This window comes from Streptomyces sp. R818 (assembly GCF_056172735.1).
In genome coordinates this window covers 241,176-255,154 of the sequence record NZ_JAOCNE010000012.1, presented here as the reverse complement: position 1 = coordinate 255,154, position 13,979 = coordinate 241,176, and the positions used below count along the sequence as shown (strand labels likewise).

At 69.3% G+C, this 13,979-nt stretch carries 14 protein-coding genes and 1 pseudogene; 8 read left to right on the top strand and 7 right to left on the bottom strand.

Going from position 1 to position 13,979, the window contains the following annotated elements:
- Nucleotides 1–72: 72 nt before the first annotated feature.
- The gene (femX, locus tag N5I75_RS27605; RefSeq protein WP_476681693.1) at nucleotides 73–1,194 is read right to left on the bottom strand and encodes a peptidoglycan bridge formation glycyltransferase FemX; all 1,122 of its coding nucleotides are present in this window, start codon (nucleotides 1,192–1,194) and stop codon (nucleotides 73–75) included.
- 129 nt (nucleotides 1,195–1,323) lie between these two features.
- Complete coding sequence (locus tag N5I75_RS27600) at nucleotides 1,324–1,644, bottom strand: hypothetical protein (protein ID WP_476681691.1); 321 nt, start codon at nucleotides 1,642–1,644, stop codon at nucleotides 1,324–1,326.
- Between the two features lie 289 nt (nucleotides 1,645–1,933).
- Between N5I75_RS27600 and rpsF the strand changes: the two genes are divergently transcribed.
- The 4 genes from rpsF (at nucleotide 1,934) to rplI (ending at nucleotide 3,654) form a co-directional block, all read left to right on the top strand.
- On the top strand, nucleotides 1,934–2,224 hold the full coding sequence (rpsF, locus tag N5I75_RS27595; protein ID WP_052578287.1) for a 30S ribosomal protein S6: 291 nt from the start codon (nucleotides 1,934–1,936) through the stop codon (nucleotides 2,222–2,224).
- 74 nt (nucleotides 2,225–2,298) lie between these two features.
- Nucleotides 2,299–2,895: a single-stranded DNA-binding protein gene (locus tag N5I75_RS27590; protein ID WP_476681689.1), complete on the top strand. Its 597-nt coding sequence runs from the start codon at nucleotides 2,299–2,301 to the stop codon at nucleotides 2,893–2,895.
- A gap of 57 nt (nucleotides 2,896–2,952) precedes the next feature.
- Nucleotides 2,953–3,189 carry a 30S ribosomal protein S18 gene (gene rpsR, locus N5I75_RS27585; protein ID WP_003949403.1) on the top strand — a complete coding sequence of 79 codons (237 nt, stop codon included), beginning with the start codon at nucleotides 2,953–2,955 and terminating at the stop codon, nucleotides 3,187–3,189.
- Nucleotides 3,190–3,207: 18 nt separating this feature from the next.
- Nucleotides 3,208–3,654, top strand: coding sequence for a 50S ribosomal protein L9 (rplI, locus tag N5I75_RS27580; protein ID WP_476681687.1), 447 nt, complete (start codon nucleotides 3,208–3,210; stop codon nucleotides 3,652–3,654).
- Nucleotides 3,655–3,829: 175 nt separating this feature from the next.
- On the opposite strand, the gene N5I75_RS27575 is transcribed toward rplI, so the two are convergent.
- Nucleotides 3,830–5,167, bottom strand: a complete 1,338-nt coding sequence (locus N5I75_RS27575) for an MATE family efflux transporter (RefSeq protein ID WP_476681685.1) — start codon at nucleotides 5,165–5,167, stop codon at nucleotides 3,830–3,832.
- A gap of 459 nt (nucleotides 5,168–5,626) precedes the next feature.
- Between N5I75_RS27575 and dnaB the strand changes: the two genes are divergently transcribed.
- Together dnaB and N5I75_RS27565 are read left to right on the top strand one after the other, a co-directional pair.
- Entirely contained in the window at nucleotides 5,627–7,105 is a 1,479-nt protein-coding gene (gene dnaB / locus N5I75_RS27570) for a replicative DNA helicase (protein WP_476681683.1), read from the top strand.
- Nucleotides 7,106–7,202: 97 nt separating this feature from the next.
- Entirely contained in the window at nucleotides 7,203–8,582 is a 1,380-nt protein-coding gene (locus N5I75_RS27565) for a serine hydrolase domain-containing protein (RefSeq protein WP_476681681.1), read from the top strand.
- A gap of 129 nt (nucleotides 8,583–8,711) precedes the next feature.
- Here the strand turns inward: N5I75_RS27565 and N5I75_RS27560 are convergent, their stop codons facing one another.
- The gene (locus N5I75_RS27560) at nucleotides 8,712–9,164 is read right to left on the bottom strand and encodes an N-acetyltransferase family protein (protein ID WP_476681679.1); all 453 of its coding nucleotides are present in this window, start codon (nucleotides 9,162–9,164) and stop codon (nucleotides 8,712–8,714) included.
- A 35-nt stretch (nucleotides 9,165–9,199) separates the two neighbouring features.
- Nucleotides 9,200–9,658 carry a MarR family winged helix-turn-helix transcriptional regulator gene (locus N5I75_RS27555; protein WP_476681677.1) on the bottom strand — a complete coding sequence of 153 codons (459 nt, stop codon included), beginning with the start codon at nucleotides 9,656–9,658 and terminating at the stop codon, nucleotides 9,200–9,202.
- Nucleotides 9,659–9,802: 144 nt separating this feature from the next.
- On the opposite strand from N5I75_RS27555, the gene N5I75_RS27550 reads away from it, so the two are divergent.
- Complete coding sequence (locus tag N5I75_RS27550; protein WP_476681675.1) at nucleotides 9,803–11,008, top strand: MFS transporter; 1,206 nt, start codon at nucleotides 9,803–9,805, stop codon at nucleotides 11,006–11,008.
- 37 nt (nucleotides 11,009–11,045) lie between these two features.
- Here the strand turns inward: N5I75_RS27550 and N5I75_RS27545 are convergent, their stop codons facing one another.
- Nucleotides 11,046–11,912 (bottom strand): GNAT family N-acetyltransferase, encoded by an 867-nt coding sequence (locus N5I75_RS27545; RefSeq protein ID WP_476681673.1) that lies wholly within the window; start codon nucleotides 11,910–11,912, stop codon nucleotides 11,046–11,048.
- A 288-nt stretch (nucleotides 11,913–12,200) separates the two neighbouring features.
- On the opposite strand from N5I75_RS27545, the pseudogene N5I75_RS27540 reads away from it, so the two are divergent.
- Nucleotides 12,201–13,453: pseudogene (locus N5I75_RS27540) on the top strand (globin domain-containing protein).
- A gap of 29 nt (nucleotides 13,454–13,482) precedes the next feature.
- Here the strand turns inward: N5I75_RS27540 and N5I75_RS27535 are convergent.
- The gene (locus N5I75_RS27535; RefSeq protein ID WP_476681671.1) at nucleotides 13,483–13,965 is read right to left on the bottom strand and encodes an NUDIX domain-containing protein; all 483 of its coding nucleotides are present in this window, start codon (nucleotides 13,963–13,965) and stop codon (nucleotides 13,483–13,485) included.
- Between the last annotated feature and the right edge of the window lie 14 nt (nucleotides 13,966–13,979).

The window sequence follows — 13,979 nt, the reverse complement described above, 5'->3', positions numbered from 1 at the left end:
GCCGGGTCCGCGGCGAAAGCGGAGCGGGGTGCGCCGGGGCGGGCCGCTGGAGGCGCCGTTCCCGGCCCACGGTCAGCGCCGCGACATGTAGATGTCGAGCGCCTTGTGCAGCAGCTTGTTGAGCGGGAAGTCCCACTCGCCGAGGTACTCGGCGGCCTCGCCACCCGTGCCGACCTTGAACTGGATCAGGCCGAAGAGGTGGTCGGTCTCGTCGAGCGAGTCGCTGATGCCGCGCAGGTCGTAGACGGTGGCGCCGAGCGCGTAGGCGTCTCGCAGCATCCGCCACTGCATCGCGTTCGAGGGCCGGACCTCGCGCCCGATGTTGTCGGAGGCGCCGTAGGAGTACCAGACGTGCCCGCCGACGACGAGCATCGTCGCCGCCGACAGGTTCACCCCGTTGTGGCGCGCGAAGTACAGCCGCATGCGGTTGGGGTCCTCGGAGTTGAGAGCCGTCCACATGCGCTGGAAGTACGAGAGCGGACGCGGCCGGAAGTGGTCGCGCACGGCCGTGATCTCGTACAGGCGCTGCCACTCGGCGAGGTCCTGGTAACCGCCCTGGACGACCTCGACACCAGCCTTCTCGGCCTTCTTGATGTTGCGGCGCCACAGCTGGTTGAAGTTCTTGTGGACCTCTTCCAGGGAGCGGTTCGCGAGCGGCACCTGGAAGACGTAGCGCGGCTGGACGTCGCCGAAGCCGGCGCCGCCGTCCTCGCCCTGCTGCCAGCCCATGCGGCGCAGCTTGTCGGCGACCTCGAAGGCGCGGGGCTCGATGAAATCCGCTTCGATGTCGCGCAGGCGCTTCACGTCCGGGTCCTGGATGCCCTTCTTGATCGAAGCGGCCTCCCAGCGCCGGATGATGACCGGCGGACCCATCTTCACCGAGAAGGCGCCCTGGTGCTTCAGGTGCGCGAGCATCGGGCGCAGCCAGTCGTCGAGATTGGGCGCGTACCAGTTGATGACCGGACCCTCGGGGAGGTACGCGAGATACCGCTTGATCTTGGGAAGCTGGCGGTACAGCACAAGACCCGCACCGACCATCTCGCCGGTGCGCTCGTCGAACCAGCCCATGCTCTCGGAACGCCACTCGGCCTTGACGTCTGCCCAGGCCGGGACCTGCATGTGGCTCGCCGCGGGCAGGCTCTGGATATACGCCAGATGCTGCTCTCGGCTGATGGTCCTCAGGGTCAGGCTCATTCGGGGCGCTCCTCGGGCTGGTGTGGCTCCCTGGGTACAGGGGCTCCGGCTCTCGCGCCGAAGCCTACTGCGCCCGGTGAGCGCCCCGGCTGGCTGTATGGGGGGTCGGCCCTCGCGGCGGCGCCGACCTCACCCGATGACGCCGCCGAAGAGGCCGCCGTGGGCCATGCCGATGAAGAAGCCGACGGCCGAGGCGCCGAGGCCGAGGATCAGGGCGAAACGCTCGCGCGTCGTCTCCGAGACGAACTGGCCGTAGGCCCCCGTCAGGATCCCGATGAGGCCGGTCCAGGAGCTCAGGAGATGGAGGTTGTGCCAGATCGACGTGATGACCGCGATCAGTCCGAGCACCGCGGTCACCGCGACCAGGGTGTCGGGCACCGGATGGGCCTTCCCGTCCGATGCGAAGAGACCGCCGGCGTGGGCGCTGTTGGTGCGGATTGCCTGTGCCATGAGGGCACCTCCTGCGGAAGGCGGCGCATGGTAGCGCCGAACACACCCGAGGTATCCAGAGTGGGGGCCTCCGCTGCCGGATTTCAACCGGAAGCCGGGGTGCGGGTAGTCTGGACCGTCTGCATTGGTGTCTGCCCACGTCCCGACCAGGGGCTGGAACCCGCTGACCTGCTTGGTCGTCCTTCGCGAAGACCGATTGTCAGTGGCGGCGGATACCGTTGCTCACGCATAACAACCCTCCTGCCACGGAACGACCGTGGCCGCTGAGTCCAAAGGAGGTGGGTTCCACATGCGTCACTACGAGGTGATGGTCATCCTCGACCCCGATCTCGAGGAGCGTGCTGTCTCCCCGCTGATCGAGAACTTCCTCTCCGTGGTCCGCGAGGCCAACGGAAAGGTCGAGAAGGTCGACACCTGGGGCCGTCGTCGTCTCTCGTACGAGATCAAGAAGAAGCCCGAGGGCATCTACTCGGTCATCGACCTGCAGGCAGAGCCCGCGGTCGTCAAGGAGCTCGACCGGCAGATGAACCTGAACGAGTCGGTCCTCCGGACCAAGGTCCTCCGTCCCGAGACCCACTGAACCTAGCTGTTCAGCGGTACTTGGGATCCGAGTAGCAGCAAGCAGTCCGCAGCAAACCCGCCGAGAGGTACCCCATGGCAGGCGAGACCGTCATCACGGTCGTCGGCAATCTTGTCGACGACCCCGAGCTGCGCTTCACCCCCTCCGGTGCGGCGGTCGCGAAGTTCCGCGTCGCGTCCACTCCCCGCACCTTCGACCGGCAGACCAATGAGTGGAAGGACGGCGAGAGCCTGTTCCTGACGTGCTCGGTCTGGCGTCAGGCGGCGGAGAACGTCGCGGAGTCGCTCCAGCGAGGCATGCGCGTCATCGTGCAGGGCCGGCTGAAGCAGCGGTCCTACGAGGACCGTGAGGGCGTCAAGCGCACGGTCTACGAGCTCGACGTCGACGAGGTCGGCGCCAGCCTGCGCAGTGCCACGGCCAAGGTCACCAAGACCAGCGGTCGCGGTGGCCAGGGTGGTTATGGCGGCGGCGGTGGCGGCCAGCAGGGCGGCGGCTGGGGCGGTGGCCCCGGCGGCGGTCAGCAGCAGGGTGGCGGCGGTGCTCCCGCCGACGACCCCTGGGCGACCAGCGCGCCGGCCGGCGGCGGCCAGCAGCAGGGCGGCGGCGGTGGCGGCTGGGGCGGAAGCTCCGGCGGCTCCGGCGGCGGCTACTCGGACGAGCCCCCCTTCTAGGCCCTCGGGCCGAGGGTGGGCCGTACCCCCACTTCTTGATCACACAGGAGATACACCATGGCGAAGCCGCCTGTGCGCAAGCCGAAGAAGAAGGTCTGCGCTTTCTGCAAGGACAAGGTCACGTACGTGGACTACAAGGACACGAACATGCTGCGGAAGTTCATTTCCGACCGCGGCAAGATCCGTGCCCGCCGCGTGACCGGCAACTGCACGCAGCACCAGCGTGACGTCGCCACGGCCGTGAAGAACAGCCGTGAGATGGCGCTGCTGCCCTACACGTCCACCGCGCGATAAGGAAAGGGTGACCGAATCATGAAGATCATCCTTACCCACGAGGTCTCCGGCCTCGGTGCCGCCGGCGAGGTCGTCGACGTCAAGGACGGGTACGCCCGTAACTACCTGATCCCGCGGAACTTCGCGATCCGCTGGACCAAGGGTGGCGAGAAGGACGTCGCGCAGATCCGTCGTGCGCGCAAGATCCACGAGATCGCGACGATCGAGCAGGCCAACGAGGTCAAGGCCAAGCTCGAGGCCGTGAACGTGCGTCTGGCCGTCCGCTCCGGCGACGCCGGTCGTCTCTTCGGCTCCGTCACCCCGGCCGACGTCGCTTCGGCGATCGAGGCTGCCGGTGGCCCGAAGATCGACAAGCGTCGTGTCGAGCTGGGCTCGCCGATCAAGACGCTGGGCGCCCACGAGACGTCCGTGCGTCTGCACCCCGAGGTTGCCGCCAAGGTCAACGTCGAGGTCGTCGCTGCCTGAGCCCTGCCCTGAGCAGAGCTGAAGCGTGTGTGGGGCCGCATCCTTCGGGGTGCGGCCCCATACGTTTGCCTCCCCCCGGGGTGGCGCAGTGATGCGCCTCTGCGGTGCTGCGGTGCTGCGGTACGGCTGTCCAGAGAGGCCGTTTCACGTGAAACGGCCTCCCCAGATGCCGTAGTCAGCGGATGGCGCCCGTGACGGCCCAGCGGCCGGAGCGGTAGCGCAGCCAGAGCGTGACCATGCGCACTGCCATCATCAGCGCCATCGCACCCCACACGGCGGTCAGGCCGCCTCCGAGAACCGGCACCAGCAGGGCCACCGGAGTGAAGACCGCCAGAGTGATCAGCATGGCACCGGCCAGGTACGGGCCGTCGCCTGCGCCCATCAGGACGCCGTCGAGCACGTAGACGATGCCGCAGACGGGCTGGGAGACGGCCACCACGATCAGCGCGAGCAGCGCCGCGTCCTGGACGACCTGGTCGCTCGTGAACAGAGGGACGTACAGGGGGCGGGTCACGATGACCAGGACACCGAGGGCGACTCCTGCGGCGATGCCCCACTGGACCATGCGTCGGCAGACGTCGCGTGCGCCCCGGGCGTCATCGGCACCGAGGTAGCGGCCGATGATGGCCTGTCCGGCGATGGCGATGGCGTCGAGCGCGAAGGAGAGCAGGCTCCACAGGGACAGGATGATCTGGTGCGCGGCGACGTCCGCGTCGCCCAGTCGGGCCGCGACCGCGGTGGCGATCATCAGGATCGCCCGCAGCGAGAGCGTACGGACGAGCAAGGGGGCGCCGGCCTGGGCGCAGGCACGGATGCCCGCCGCATCAGGCCGGAGCGATGCGCCGTGGCGACGGGCTCCCCGGACGACGACGACAAGGTAGACCGCGGCCATGCCGAACTGGGCGATGACGGTTCCCCAGGCGGAGCCGGCGATGCCGAGGTCGGCGCCGTAGACGAGGCCGAGGTTGAGTGCGGCGTTGGCGACGAAGCCGGCGACGGCCACGTACAGCGGGGTCTTCGCGTTCTGGAGGCCACGCAGGACACCGGTGGCGGCGAGGACCACGAGCATGGCGGGGATGCCCAGTGCAGAGATGCGGAGATAGGTGACGGCGTAGGGGGCGGCGGTGTCGGAGGCACCGAAAAGATCGACGATGGCGGGGGCGGTCGGCAGGACGACGGCGATGACGGCGGCGCCCAGGAGGAGGGCGAGCCAGATACCGTCCATGCCCTGCTGGATCGCTGCGCGCAGATCACCGGCGCCGACACGGCGTGCGACGGCCGCCGTGGTCGCATAGGCGAGGAAGACGAAGACGCTGACCGCAGTCGTCAGGAGGGCCGAGGCGACGGCGAGCCCCGCCAGTTGAGCCGTGCCGAGATGTCCGACGATGGCGCTGTCGGCCATGAGGAAAAGAGGCTCTGCGACGAGCGCGCCGAAGGCGGGAACGGCCAGGGCGACGATCTCTCGGTCGTGCCGCCGCCGGGCAGCCCTGGGGGTCACGGAAGCCTGTGTCATGGGCACCAATCTAATCTTCCACAGGTAAGAGATGCAATGCCATAGGGACCCTTACGCGAGGCCCGCTCATATGGGCGGCGGGGCGGCGCTCCGAGAGAACGTGGGCCGACTGGAAAAGTTTTTCTTCTGCACAGCCGGTGGACGGGGTATGCGCAGGTCAGAGCATAAGTGCGGAGAGGCCTGAGGGCTTGTTCACAGGGCTGTCCACCGAGCCGTGCACAGGTTTTGCCGAGTTCTCCACAGGCAGAGGCCCGTCATCCACACCGCCTGTGGATAACCAGATTGGCTGACGGTGCCGACACGCCTAACGTAGGGCGGCGCCCACCGTGTCATCCGGCCCGGAAACCTCGTGAAAACCCTCGCGTCAGAACCGGAATCGGGCGCCGTATTTGTCAGTGTCGTGCCGTAGAGATGGAAGACACGGCTAGGTCCGCTCGGCGGACGGGAGGAGGTGGCCCGGTGAGTATCTCCGAGCCCTTGGACGACCCGTGGGCCGACAGCGGTCCCAGCGACCGTCTGCCTTCTTCCCGGCAGAGCCGCCAGGGCGGTCGCGGTCGAAATGACGAGCACGAGCGCGGCCGGGAAGGCGGGGCCTGGGACGACGGCCCGGCCACGTTCGAGCGCGTACCGCCCCAGGACCTGGATGCCGAGCAGTCGGTGCTCGGTGGCATGCTCCTGTCGAAGGACGCGATCGCCGACGTCGTCGAGGTGCTCAAGGGCGCCGATTTCTACAAACCGGCGCACGAGACGATCTTCCAGGCGATCCTTGATGTCTACGCCAAGGGCGAGCCGGCCGACCCGATCACCATCGCCGCCGAGCTGACCAAGCGTGGCGAGATCAACAAGGTCGGCGGGGCATCGTATCTGCACACGCTTGTCCAGACCGTCCCCACGGCGGCGAACGCCGAGTACTACGCGGAGATCGTTCACGAGCGGGCCGTGCTGCGGCGCCTTGTCGAGGCGGGCACGCGGATCACGCAGATGGGATACGCGGCCGACGACGACGTCGACGAGATCGTCAACAAGGCCCAGGCCGAGATCTACGCCGTCACCGAGCAGCGCACCAGCGAGGACTACCTCCCGCTCGGCGACATCATGGAGAGCGCGCTCGACGAGATTGAGGCGATCGGCTCACGCAGCGGCGAGATGACCGGGGTGCCGACGGGGTTCACGGACTTCGACTCGTTGACCAACGGCCTGCATCCGGGCCAGATGATCGTCATCGCGGCCCGTCCCGCCATGGGTAAGTCGACGCTCGCGCTCGACTTCGCGCGCGCCGCGTCGATCAAGCACAACCTGCCCAGCGTCATCTTCTCCCTCGAGATGGGGCGCAACGAGATCGCGATGCGTCTGCTGTCGGCCGAGGCGCGCGTGGCCCTGCACCACATGCGGTCCGGCACGATGACCGACGAGGACTGGACGCGGCTCGCACGCCGTATGCCCGAGGTCTCGGCAGCGCCCCTCTACATCGACGACTCCCCGAACCTGTCGATGATGGAGATCCGTGCGAAGTGCCGCCGCCTCAAGCAGCGCCAGGACATCAAGCTCGTGATCATCGACTACCTGCAGCTGATGCAGGCCGGCGGGTCCAAGCGCTCCGAGAGCCGTCAGCAGGAGGTGTCGGACATGTCCCGTAACCTCAAGCTGCTGGCCAAGGAGCTCGAAGTCCCGGTCATCGCGCTCTCCCAGCTGAACCGTGGCCCCGAGCAGCGCACGGACAAGAAGCCGATGGTGTCCGACCTGCGTGAGTCCGGCTCCATCGAGCAGGACGCGGACATGGTCATCCTGCTCCACCGCGAGGACGCGTACGAGAAGGAGTCGCCCCGTGCGGGCGAGGCCGACATCATTGTCGGCAAGCACCGTAACGGCCCGACCGCCACGATCACGGTCGCCTTCCAGGGCCACTACTCGCGCTTCGTGGACATGGCGCAGACCTGATGTGGCAACAACCCACGACGGCGACGGCACCGGGGGCTTGATCAGCCTCCGGTGAAATCGGCTCGACGCCGGGCGGTGCTAACGATGGACTGGGCGTATGACGACACCCTCACACCTGTTGCCCGCCACCCGCCGCGCCCTCCTGCACCGCATCGCTGTCGCGCAGAAGGATGGGCGTGCGCCGTCTCTCTGCGCGGCCGTCGGCCGCGACGGGGAACTGGTGTGGACCGGCTCGCGCACCTCGGTGGACGGGCACGGTCCTGACGAGGACGTGCAGTACCGGATCGGTTCGATCACCAAGACCTTCACGGCTGTGCTGGTGCTGCGGCTGCGCGACGAGGGCCTGCTCGACCTGGCCGACCCGTTGGAGAAGCATCTCCCCGGAACCGGGGCGGGGGACGTCACGATCGCCGAACTCCTGGCTCACACGGGCGGGTTGGCGGCGGAGACGCCGGGTGAGTGGTGGGAGCGGTCGTCCGCCGGGCTCCGTCCGACTCTCGCCGATGTTCTGGGGGAGCAGCCCTTCCGGCACCCGGTCGGGCGCCGCCACCACTACTCCAATCCCGGTTACACGCTGCTCGGCTCGCTGGTTGAGGCGGTACGCGGGGTGCCGTGGGCGGAGGCCCTGCGCGGGGAGATCCTTGAGCCGCTCGGGTTGCACCGCACCAGCGTCGAGGCGCGGGCCCCGCACGCCGGAGGCTGGGCCGTGCATCCCTATGCCGATGTGCTGATGCCGGAGCCGAGCGAGCATCTCGGTCTGATGGCACCCGCCGGCCAGCTGTGGTCCACCACCCGCGACCTGATCACCTTCGCGAGCTTCCTGGCCACAGGTGACGACCGTGTGCTGAGCGCGGACTCCGTACGGGAGATGCGGACGCCGGCGGCGCCGATGCTGCCCGGCGACTGGGGTGCCTCCTACGGGCTCGGGATGCAGATGGTCCACGGGGGCGGCCGGACACTGGCGGGGCACACCGGCTCGCTGCCCGGCTTCGTGGCGGGGCTCTGGCTGAGCGAGGAGGACGGACTCACTGCCGTCACCTTGGCCAACTGCACGTCGGGCGTGCCCGCCGCCACGGTGGCCGCCGAGCTGCTGAACATCGTCGCCGAGGCCGAGCCGCGGATCCCCGAGCCGTGGCGGCCGCTGCCGGAGGTCGACCCGGCGGTCCTGGAGCTGACGGGGCCCTGGTACTGGGGGACACAGGTGGTGGCGTTGCGCCTGACCGCCGACGGAGGCGTGGATCTGGGCCCAGCGGCCGGTGCGGGACGGCGCTCGCGGTTCCGGGCCAACGGTGACGGCACCTGGACGGGCCTCGACGGCTACTACGCGGGCGAGGTGCTTCAGGCGGTGAGGCGGCAGGACGGTTCGGTCAGCCACCTGGATCTCGGGTCGTTCGTCTTCACCCGGGAGCCGTACGGTGCCGACGCGCCGGTGCCCGGCGGGGTGGACCCGGACGGGTGGCGAGGGCTGCCGCAGTAACCAGCGGGTCGGACGAGACGGGGGTGCTCCCGTAGTGGCACCCCCCGCGAAGGTGGTCCGTTTCACGTGAAACGGTGATGGTTCGTTTTGCGTGGTTCGTTTCACGTGCAACCGGTGGGACGTGGCCCGTCAGAGCTGCAGCTTGAACCCGACGTGCGACGCCGTGAATCCGAGCCGTTCATAGAAGCGGTGGGCGTCGGTGCGGGTCGCGTCGGACGTCAGCTGGACGAGGTGGCAGCCCTCACGTCGGGAGGTCTCCACGGCCCACTCGATGAGCTGGGTGCCCAGGCCGCTGCCGCGCTCCTCGCCATGGATGCGTACGCCCTCGATGATGGACCGGGTCGCTCCCTTGCGGGAGAGGCCCGGGACCACCGTGAGCTGCAGCGTGCCGACGACCTGGTCCCGGCGGACGGCGACGACGAGGTGCTGGTTCGGGTCGGCCGACAGACGTGCGTGAGCCGCGAGGTAGGGCGTGAGGTCCTCCGGCGACTCGCGCTGGGCGCCCAGCGGGTCGTCGGCCAGCATCGCGACGATCGCCGGGACGTCATCCGCCGTGGCCGCTCTTATTTCAAGATCTCCCATGGCGGCAGCCTAAGCCGCCGCCGTCCCGAGCCCGGTCACGCGGGGACGCGCAGTCCCTCCACGGCCCGGACCAGCGGGGCAAGTTCGGGGTTCTCGGCCGCGGCGTCCAGCGCCTCGCGCAGGGCCGTCTCGTTCGTGGGGCGGGCTTCCCGCAGAAGGGCCAGGCCCGCGTCGGAGACGTTGGTGTAGATGCCGCGCCGGTCGGTGGGGCACAGGTAGCGCAGCAGCAGGCCGCGGTCCTCGAGGCGGGTCACGAGGCGCGTGGTGGCGCTCTGGCTGAGGACGACGGCATCGGCGACCTGCTTCATCTGCAGGTGGCCGCCCTCTCCGTCGTGCTGACGGCTGAGGACGTCGAGCAGGGAGTACTCGCGCACGCTCAGGTCGTGCTTGGCCTGCAGGGCGCGCTCGATGTGGGCCTCGATCCTCCCGTGCAGGAGGGAAAGGGCGCACCAGCCCTGGGAGAGGGCGGTGAGTGCGGGGTCTGTCGCGGTCATGGCTCGTGGATCCTCCGTCCCGGAGCGACTCCGTACCAGGGTAGTCGATGGATGAAATATCCCGCGCTTGCACTTAGCGCGCGTCTGCAATTATTGTGAGGACTCGTAAAGCGCACCTGCAACTGTCTGGAAGGGTCAACCCCCATGCCTCTCGCGCTTCTCGCCCTCGCGATCGGGGCCTTCGGGATCGGGACCACCGAATTCGTGATCATGGGTCTGCTGCCCGAGGTCGCCGGTGACTTCGGCGTCTCCATCCCCACGGCCGGATTCCTCGTGACCGGCTACGCCCTCGGCGTCATGTTCGGCGCCCCGCTCATGACGGTCCTCGGCACGCGCATCCCGCGCAAACGCATGTTGATGCTGCTGATGGGCCTGTTCATCCTCGGCAATCTGCTCTCGGCGGTCGCACCTGTCTTCGCCGTCATGCTGATCGGCCGCGTGGTGGCCTCGCTCGCGCACGGCGCCTTCTTCGGCATCGGCTCGGTCGTCGCGGCCGAACTGGTGGCGCCGCAGAAGAAGGCCGGCGCGATCGCCATGATGTTCACCGGCCTGACCGTGGCCAACGTCGTCGGCGTACCGCTCGGCACGTTCATCGGCCAGGCCGCCGGGTGGCGCGTCACCTTCACGATCGTGGCCGCGCTCGGGGTCGTCGGGCTCGTCGGCATCGCCAAGCTCGTACCGGACCTGCCCAAGCCGGAGGGCGTGCGGCTGCGCCACGAGGTGGCGGCGTTCAGGAACGTCCAGGTCCTGCTCGCCATGGCGATGACCGTGCTCGGCTTCGGAGGTGTCTTCGCGGCCATCACCTACATCGCGCCGATGATGACGCACGTGACCGGCTTCGCCGACGGATCGGTGACCTGGCTCCTCGTCCTGTTCGGGCTCGGCATGGTCGGCGGCAACCTCGTCGGCGGCAAGTTCGCCGACCGCGCCCTGATGCCCATGCTGTACGTCTCGCTGGGCGCCCTGGCGATCGTGCTCGGCCTGTTCACCCTGACCGCGCACAACAAGATCCTCGCCGCGGTCACCATCGTGCTGATCGGCGCGCTCGGCTTCGCGACCGTGCCGCCGCTGCAGAAGCGGGTCCTCGACCAGGCGTCCGGCGCCCCCACCCTCGCCTCGGCCGTCAACATCGGCGCCTTCAACCTCGGCAACGCCCTCTCCGCCTGGCTCGGCGGCATGGTCATCTCCGCGGGGCTCGGCTACACCGCCCCGAACTGGGTCGGCGCGGTGCTCGCCGCGAGCGCCCTAGTCCTGGCGGTCGTGTCGGCCGTGCTGGAGCGCCGCTCCCCCGAGCCGAGCGTGGTCGTCACCGGTTCCGGACAGCGGAAGGCCGAGCCGGTCCACCAGTGACCCGGCTGTTCACCGCCCCGGCCTCCCTCAGTGCTGGTCAGCCCGCCGCCACCGTCAACGGTGCGAAGCGGCGGGTCCAGTCGCCCGGCAGGTCCGGGGCGCCGTGGTTCATCACGGCGTTCATGCTCACGCCCTCAAGACCGCGCTCCTTGAGCCAGACCAGCAGCTCCTCGTGACGGACGTCGACATCGGTCCGCAGCGTCCGGTCGGTGTGGGCCGCGAGGGCGGTGACCAGGGCCTTCGCCGTCTCGGTGTCGCGGGCGACCAGCGGGCCGACGACGTGCGTGTCCATGTTCGGCCAGGCGGCGGCGTACCCGATGAGCCGCCCGTGCTCCTCGGCCACGCGCAGCTGGTCCGCGAAGGCCGGAAGACGTGCGAGGACGTGCGTGCGGTCGGGCCCGAACACCTCGGCGTCGAGGCGCAGGATCGCGGGCAGGTCCTCCGCGGTGGCCGCGCGCGTGGCCACGGCCGGCGCGGGCCCGCCGGCGACGAAGCGGCCGCGCACCATCTCGGCCCGCCCGGTCACCTTGAAGCCCAGCTCCTCGTAGAGCGGGCGCCCGTACGGTGTCGCGTGCAGCGTCAGCGGTGTCGTGCCCGCCTGCTCGATGACGTAGCGCATCAGACGCCGTCCGACACCTCTGCGCGCGTACCGCTCGGCGACCAGGACCATGCCGATCGCGGCCAGTTCGGGCCGCTCGCGTGGCCCGTACTCGGTCACGACGCAGGCGGTGAGGAGCCCGCCGTCGGGGGCGTCGATGCCGTAACCGGTACCGGCGGCGAGCAGCAGCCCCCACTTGTGTTCCTCGCGGGGCCAGCCCCGGTCCTCGGAGAGGTCGGCGCAGGCGCGCACGTCACGCGGGGTGAGGCGGCGGATGGGCAGGTCGGGGAGGGAAGGTGTCGACACGCTGGTCAGGCTCTCGGACGGAGCACGGTGGCGTCCACCGCTTTGCGTGCAGTGGCCCGATACTTTCGGCCACCCGGCATCGAGCCCCGGCCGTCCGCGGTGGCCGGAACGGAGCGATCTCGACATACGCCCCGGCCCAACCAGGCGGAAAGATCAAAGACCCGTACTTTTCGGTTTTCCTTCAACGGGAGGGAAAGGAGTGGCACTCTGCCGTGTGGGCCTCTCCGTAGCGGCGCGCAGCCGGCGCGGGAGTGTGCAGCGAGACGGACGTACGCAGACCGACCCGAGATGTTCGAGGCGAGGCACCGCATGGACGCTCCGACCACCACGCCGGCCGATTCCGGTCCGGGCGGCGGGGACGGCTGGTTCACGTCGGGCACCACTCCGGCCGACCGGACACCGCCGCCCCGCGTGCTCGCCGAGAGGGCTTCGCCGGACGCGCTCCTCGTGCGCCGCACGATGGACGAGGTCGGGCCCGTCGCCTCCCGGCTCACCTCGTACTTCTACGCGCTGCTCTTCGTCCGCCACCCGGAGCTGCGTCCGCTCTTCCCGGTCGCGATGGACGCCCAGCGGGACCGGCTGCTCAAGGCGTTGCTGACCGCCGCGGAACACGTCGACAACAAGCTCGTCCTCGTCCCGTACCTGAAGAACCTGGGCCGCGGTCACCGTAAGTACGGCACGCGGGCCGAGCACTACCCGGCCGTCGGCGAGTGCCTCATCGCGGCGCTCGCCCGGCACGCGACGGCCACCTGGGACGCCGCGACCGAGGCCGCCTGGGTCCGCACGTACACGACGATCTCGCAGGTGATGATCGACGCGGCAGCCGAGGACGAGGTGAAGGCGCCCGCCTGGTGGCTCGCCGAGGTCGTCGAACACGAGCTGCGCACGTCCGACATAGCGGTCGTCACCGCAAGGACCGACCAGCCCTACCCCTTTCTGGCCGGCCAGTACACGACGCTCGAGACGCCGTGGTGGCCGCGGATCTGGCGGAACTATTCGTTCGCGTCGGCGCCCCGCTCCGACGGGCTGCTGTCGTTCCACGTGAGGGCCGTCCCGGCGGGCTGGGTCTCCAACGCCCTGGTCCACCGCGCGCGCCCCGGTGACGTGCTGCGGCTCGGCCCGCCCGCCGGCTCGATGACCGTCGACCACAGCAGCGACAGCGGCCTGCTCTGCCTGGGCGGCGGCACCGGCATAGCCCCGATCAAGGCGCTCGTCGAGGACGTCGCCGAGCACGGCAAGCGGCGCCCGGTCGAGGTGTTCTATGGCGCTCGCACCGACCACGACCTGTACGACATCGACACGATGCTGCACCTCCAGCGGAGCCACTCGTGGCTCGCGGTCCGCCCGGTCGTCGACCAGCAGGCCCAAGTGCAGTTACCGGACGCCGTGCGGGAGTACGGCCCTGGAACGAGTACGACGCCTACCTCTCCGGTCCGCCCGGCATGATCCGCAAAGGCGTGACGACCCTGCGCGCGCTCGGTATCCCGCACCACCGCATACGCCACGACTCGGTCGAAGAACTGGTCGTGACCGCGGACTGAGCCCCGTACCGCTCTGTCCGACCGGCAGGTCAGCCCAGGTCAGGTGCGTGCATGGCCCGTACGCCCTCGATGTTGCCGTCCAGGTAGTGGCGCAAGGAGAGCGGCACCAGATGGACGGAGGCGATGCCGACGCGGGTGAACGGGACACGTACGACCTCGTACTCGCCGCACGGCTCCTCGATCTCGGGGCCGTGGCGCTGGGAGAGGTCCATCGACTCCAGTCTGCAGACGAAGAAGTGCTGGACCTTCACGCCGGTCGTCGCGGCGTCCTCGCCGATGTGCTCGACGGTGTCCACGAAGCACGGCACCACGTCGGTGACCTTCGCGCCGAGCTCCTCGTGCACCTCACGGTGGAGGGCGTCCACGACGGTCGTGTCCTCCGCTTCGACGCCGCCGCCAGGGGTCACCCAGTACGGATCGACACCGGGCTTGGTCCGCTTGATCAGGATGAGGTCATCGCCATCGAGCAGGACGGCGCGTGCGGTGCGCTTGACCACGGGTCGGACGGTCATGGGAGAAATGTGGC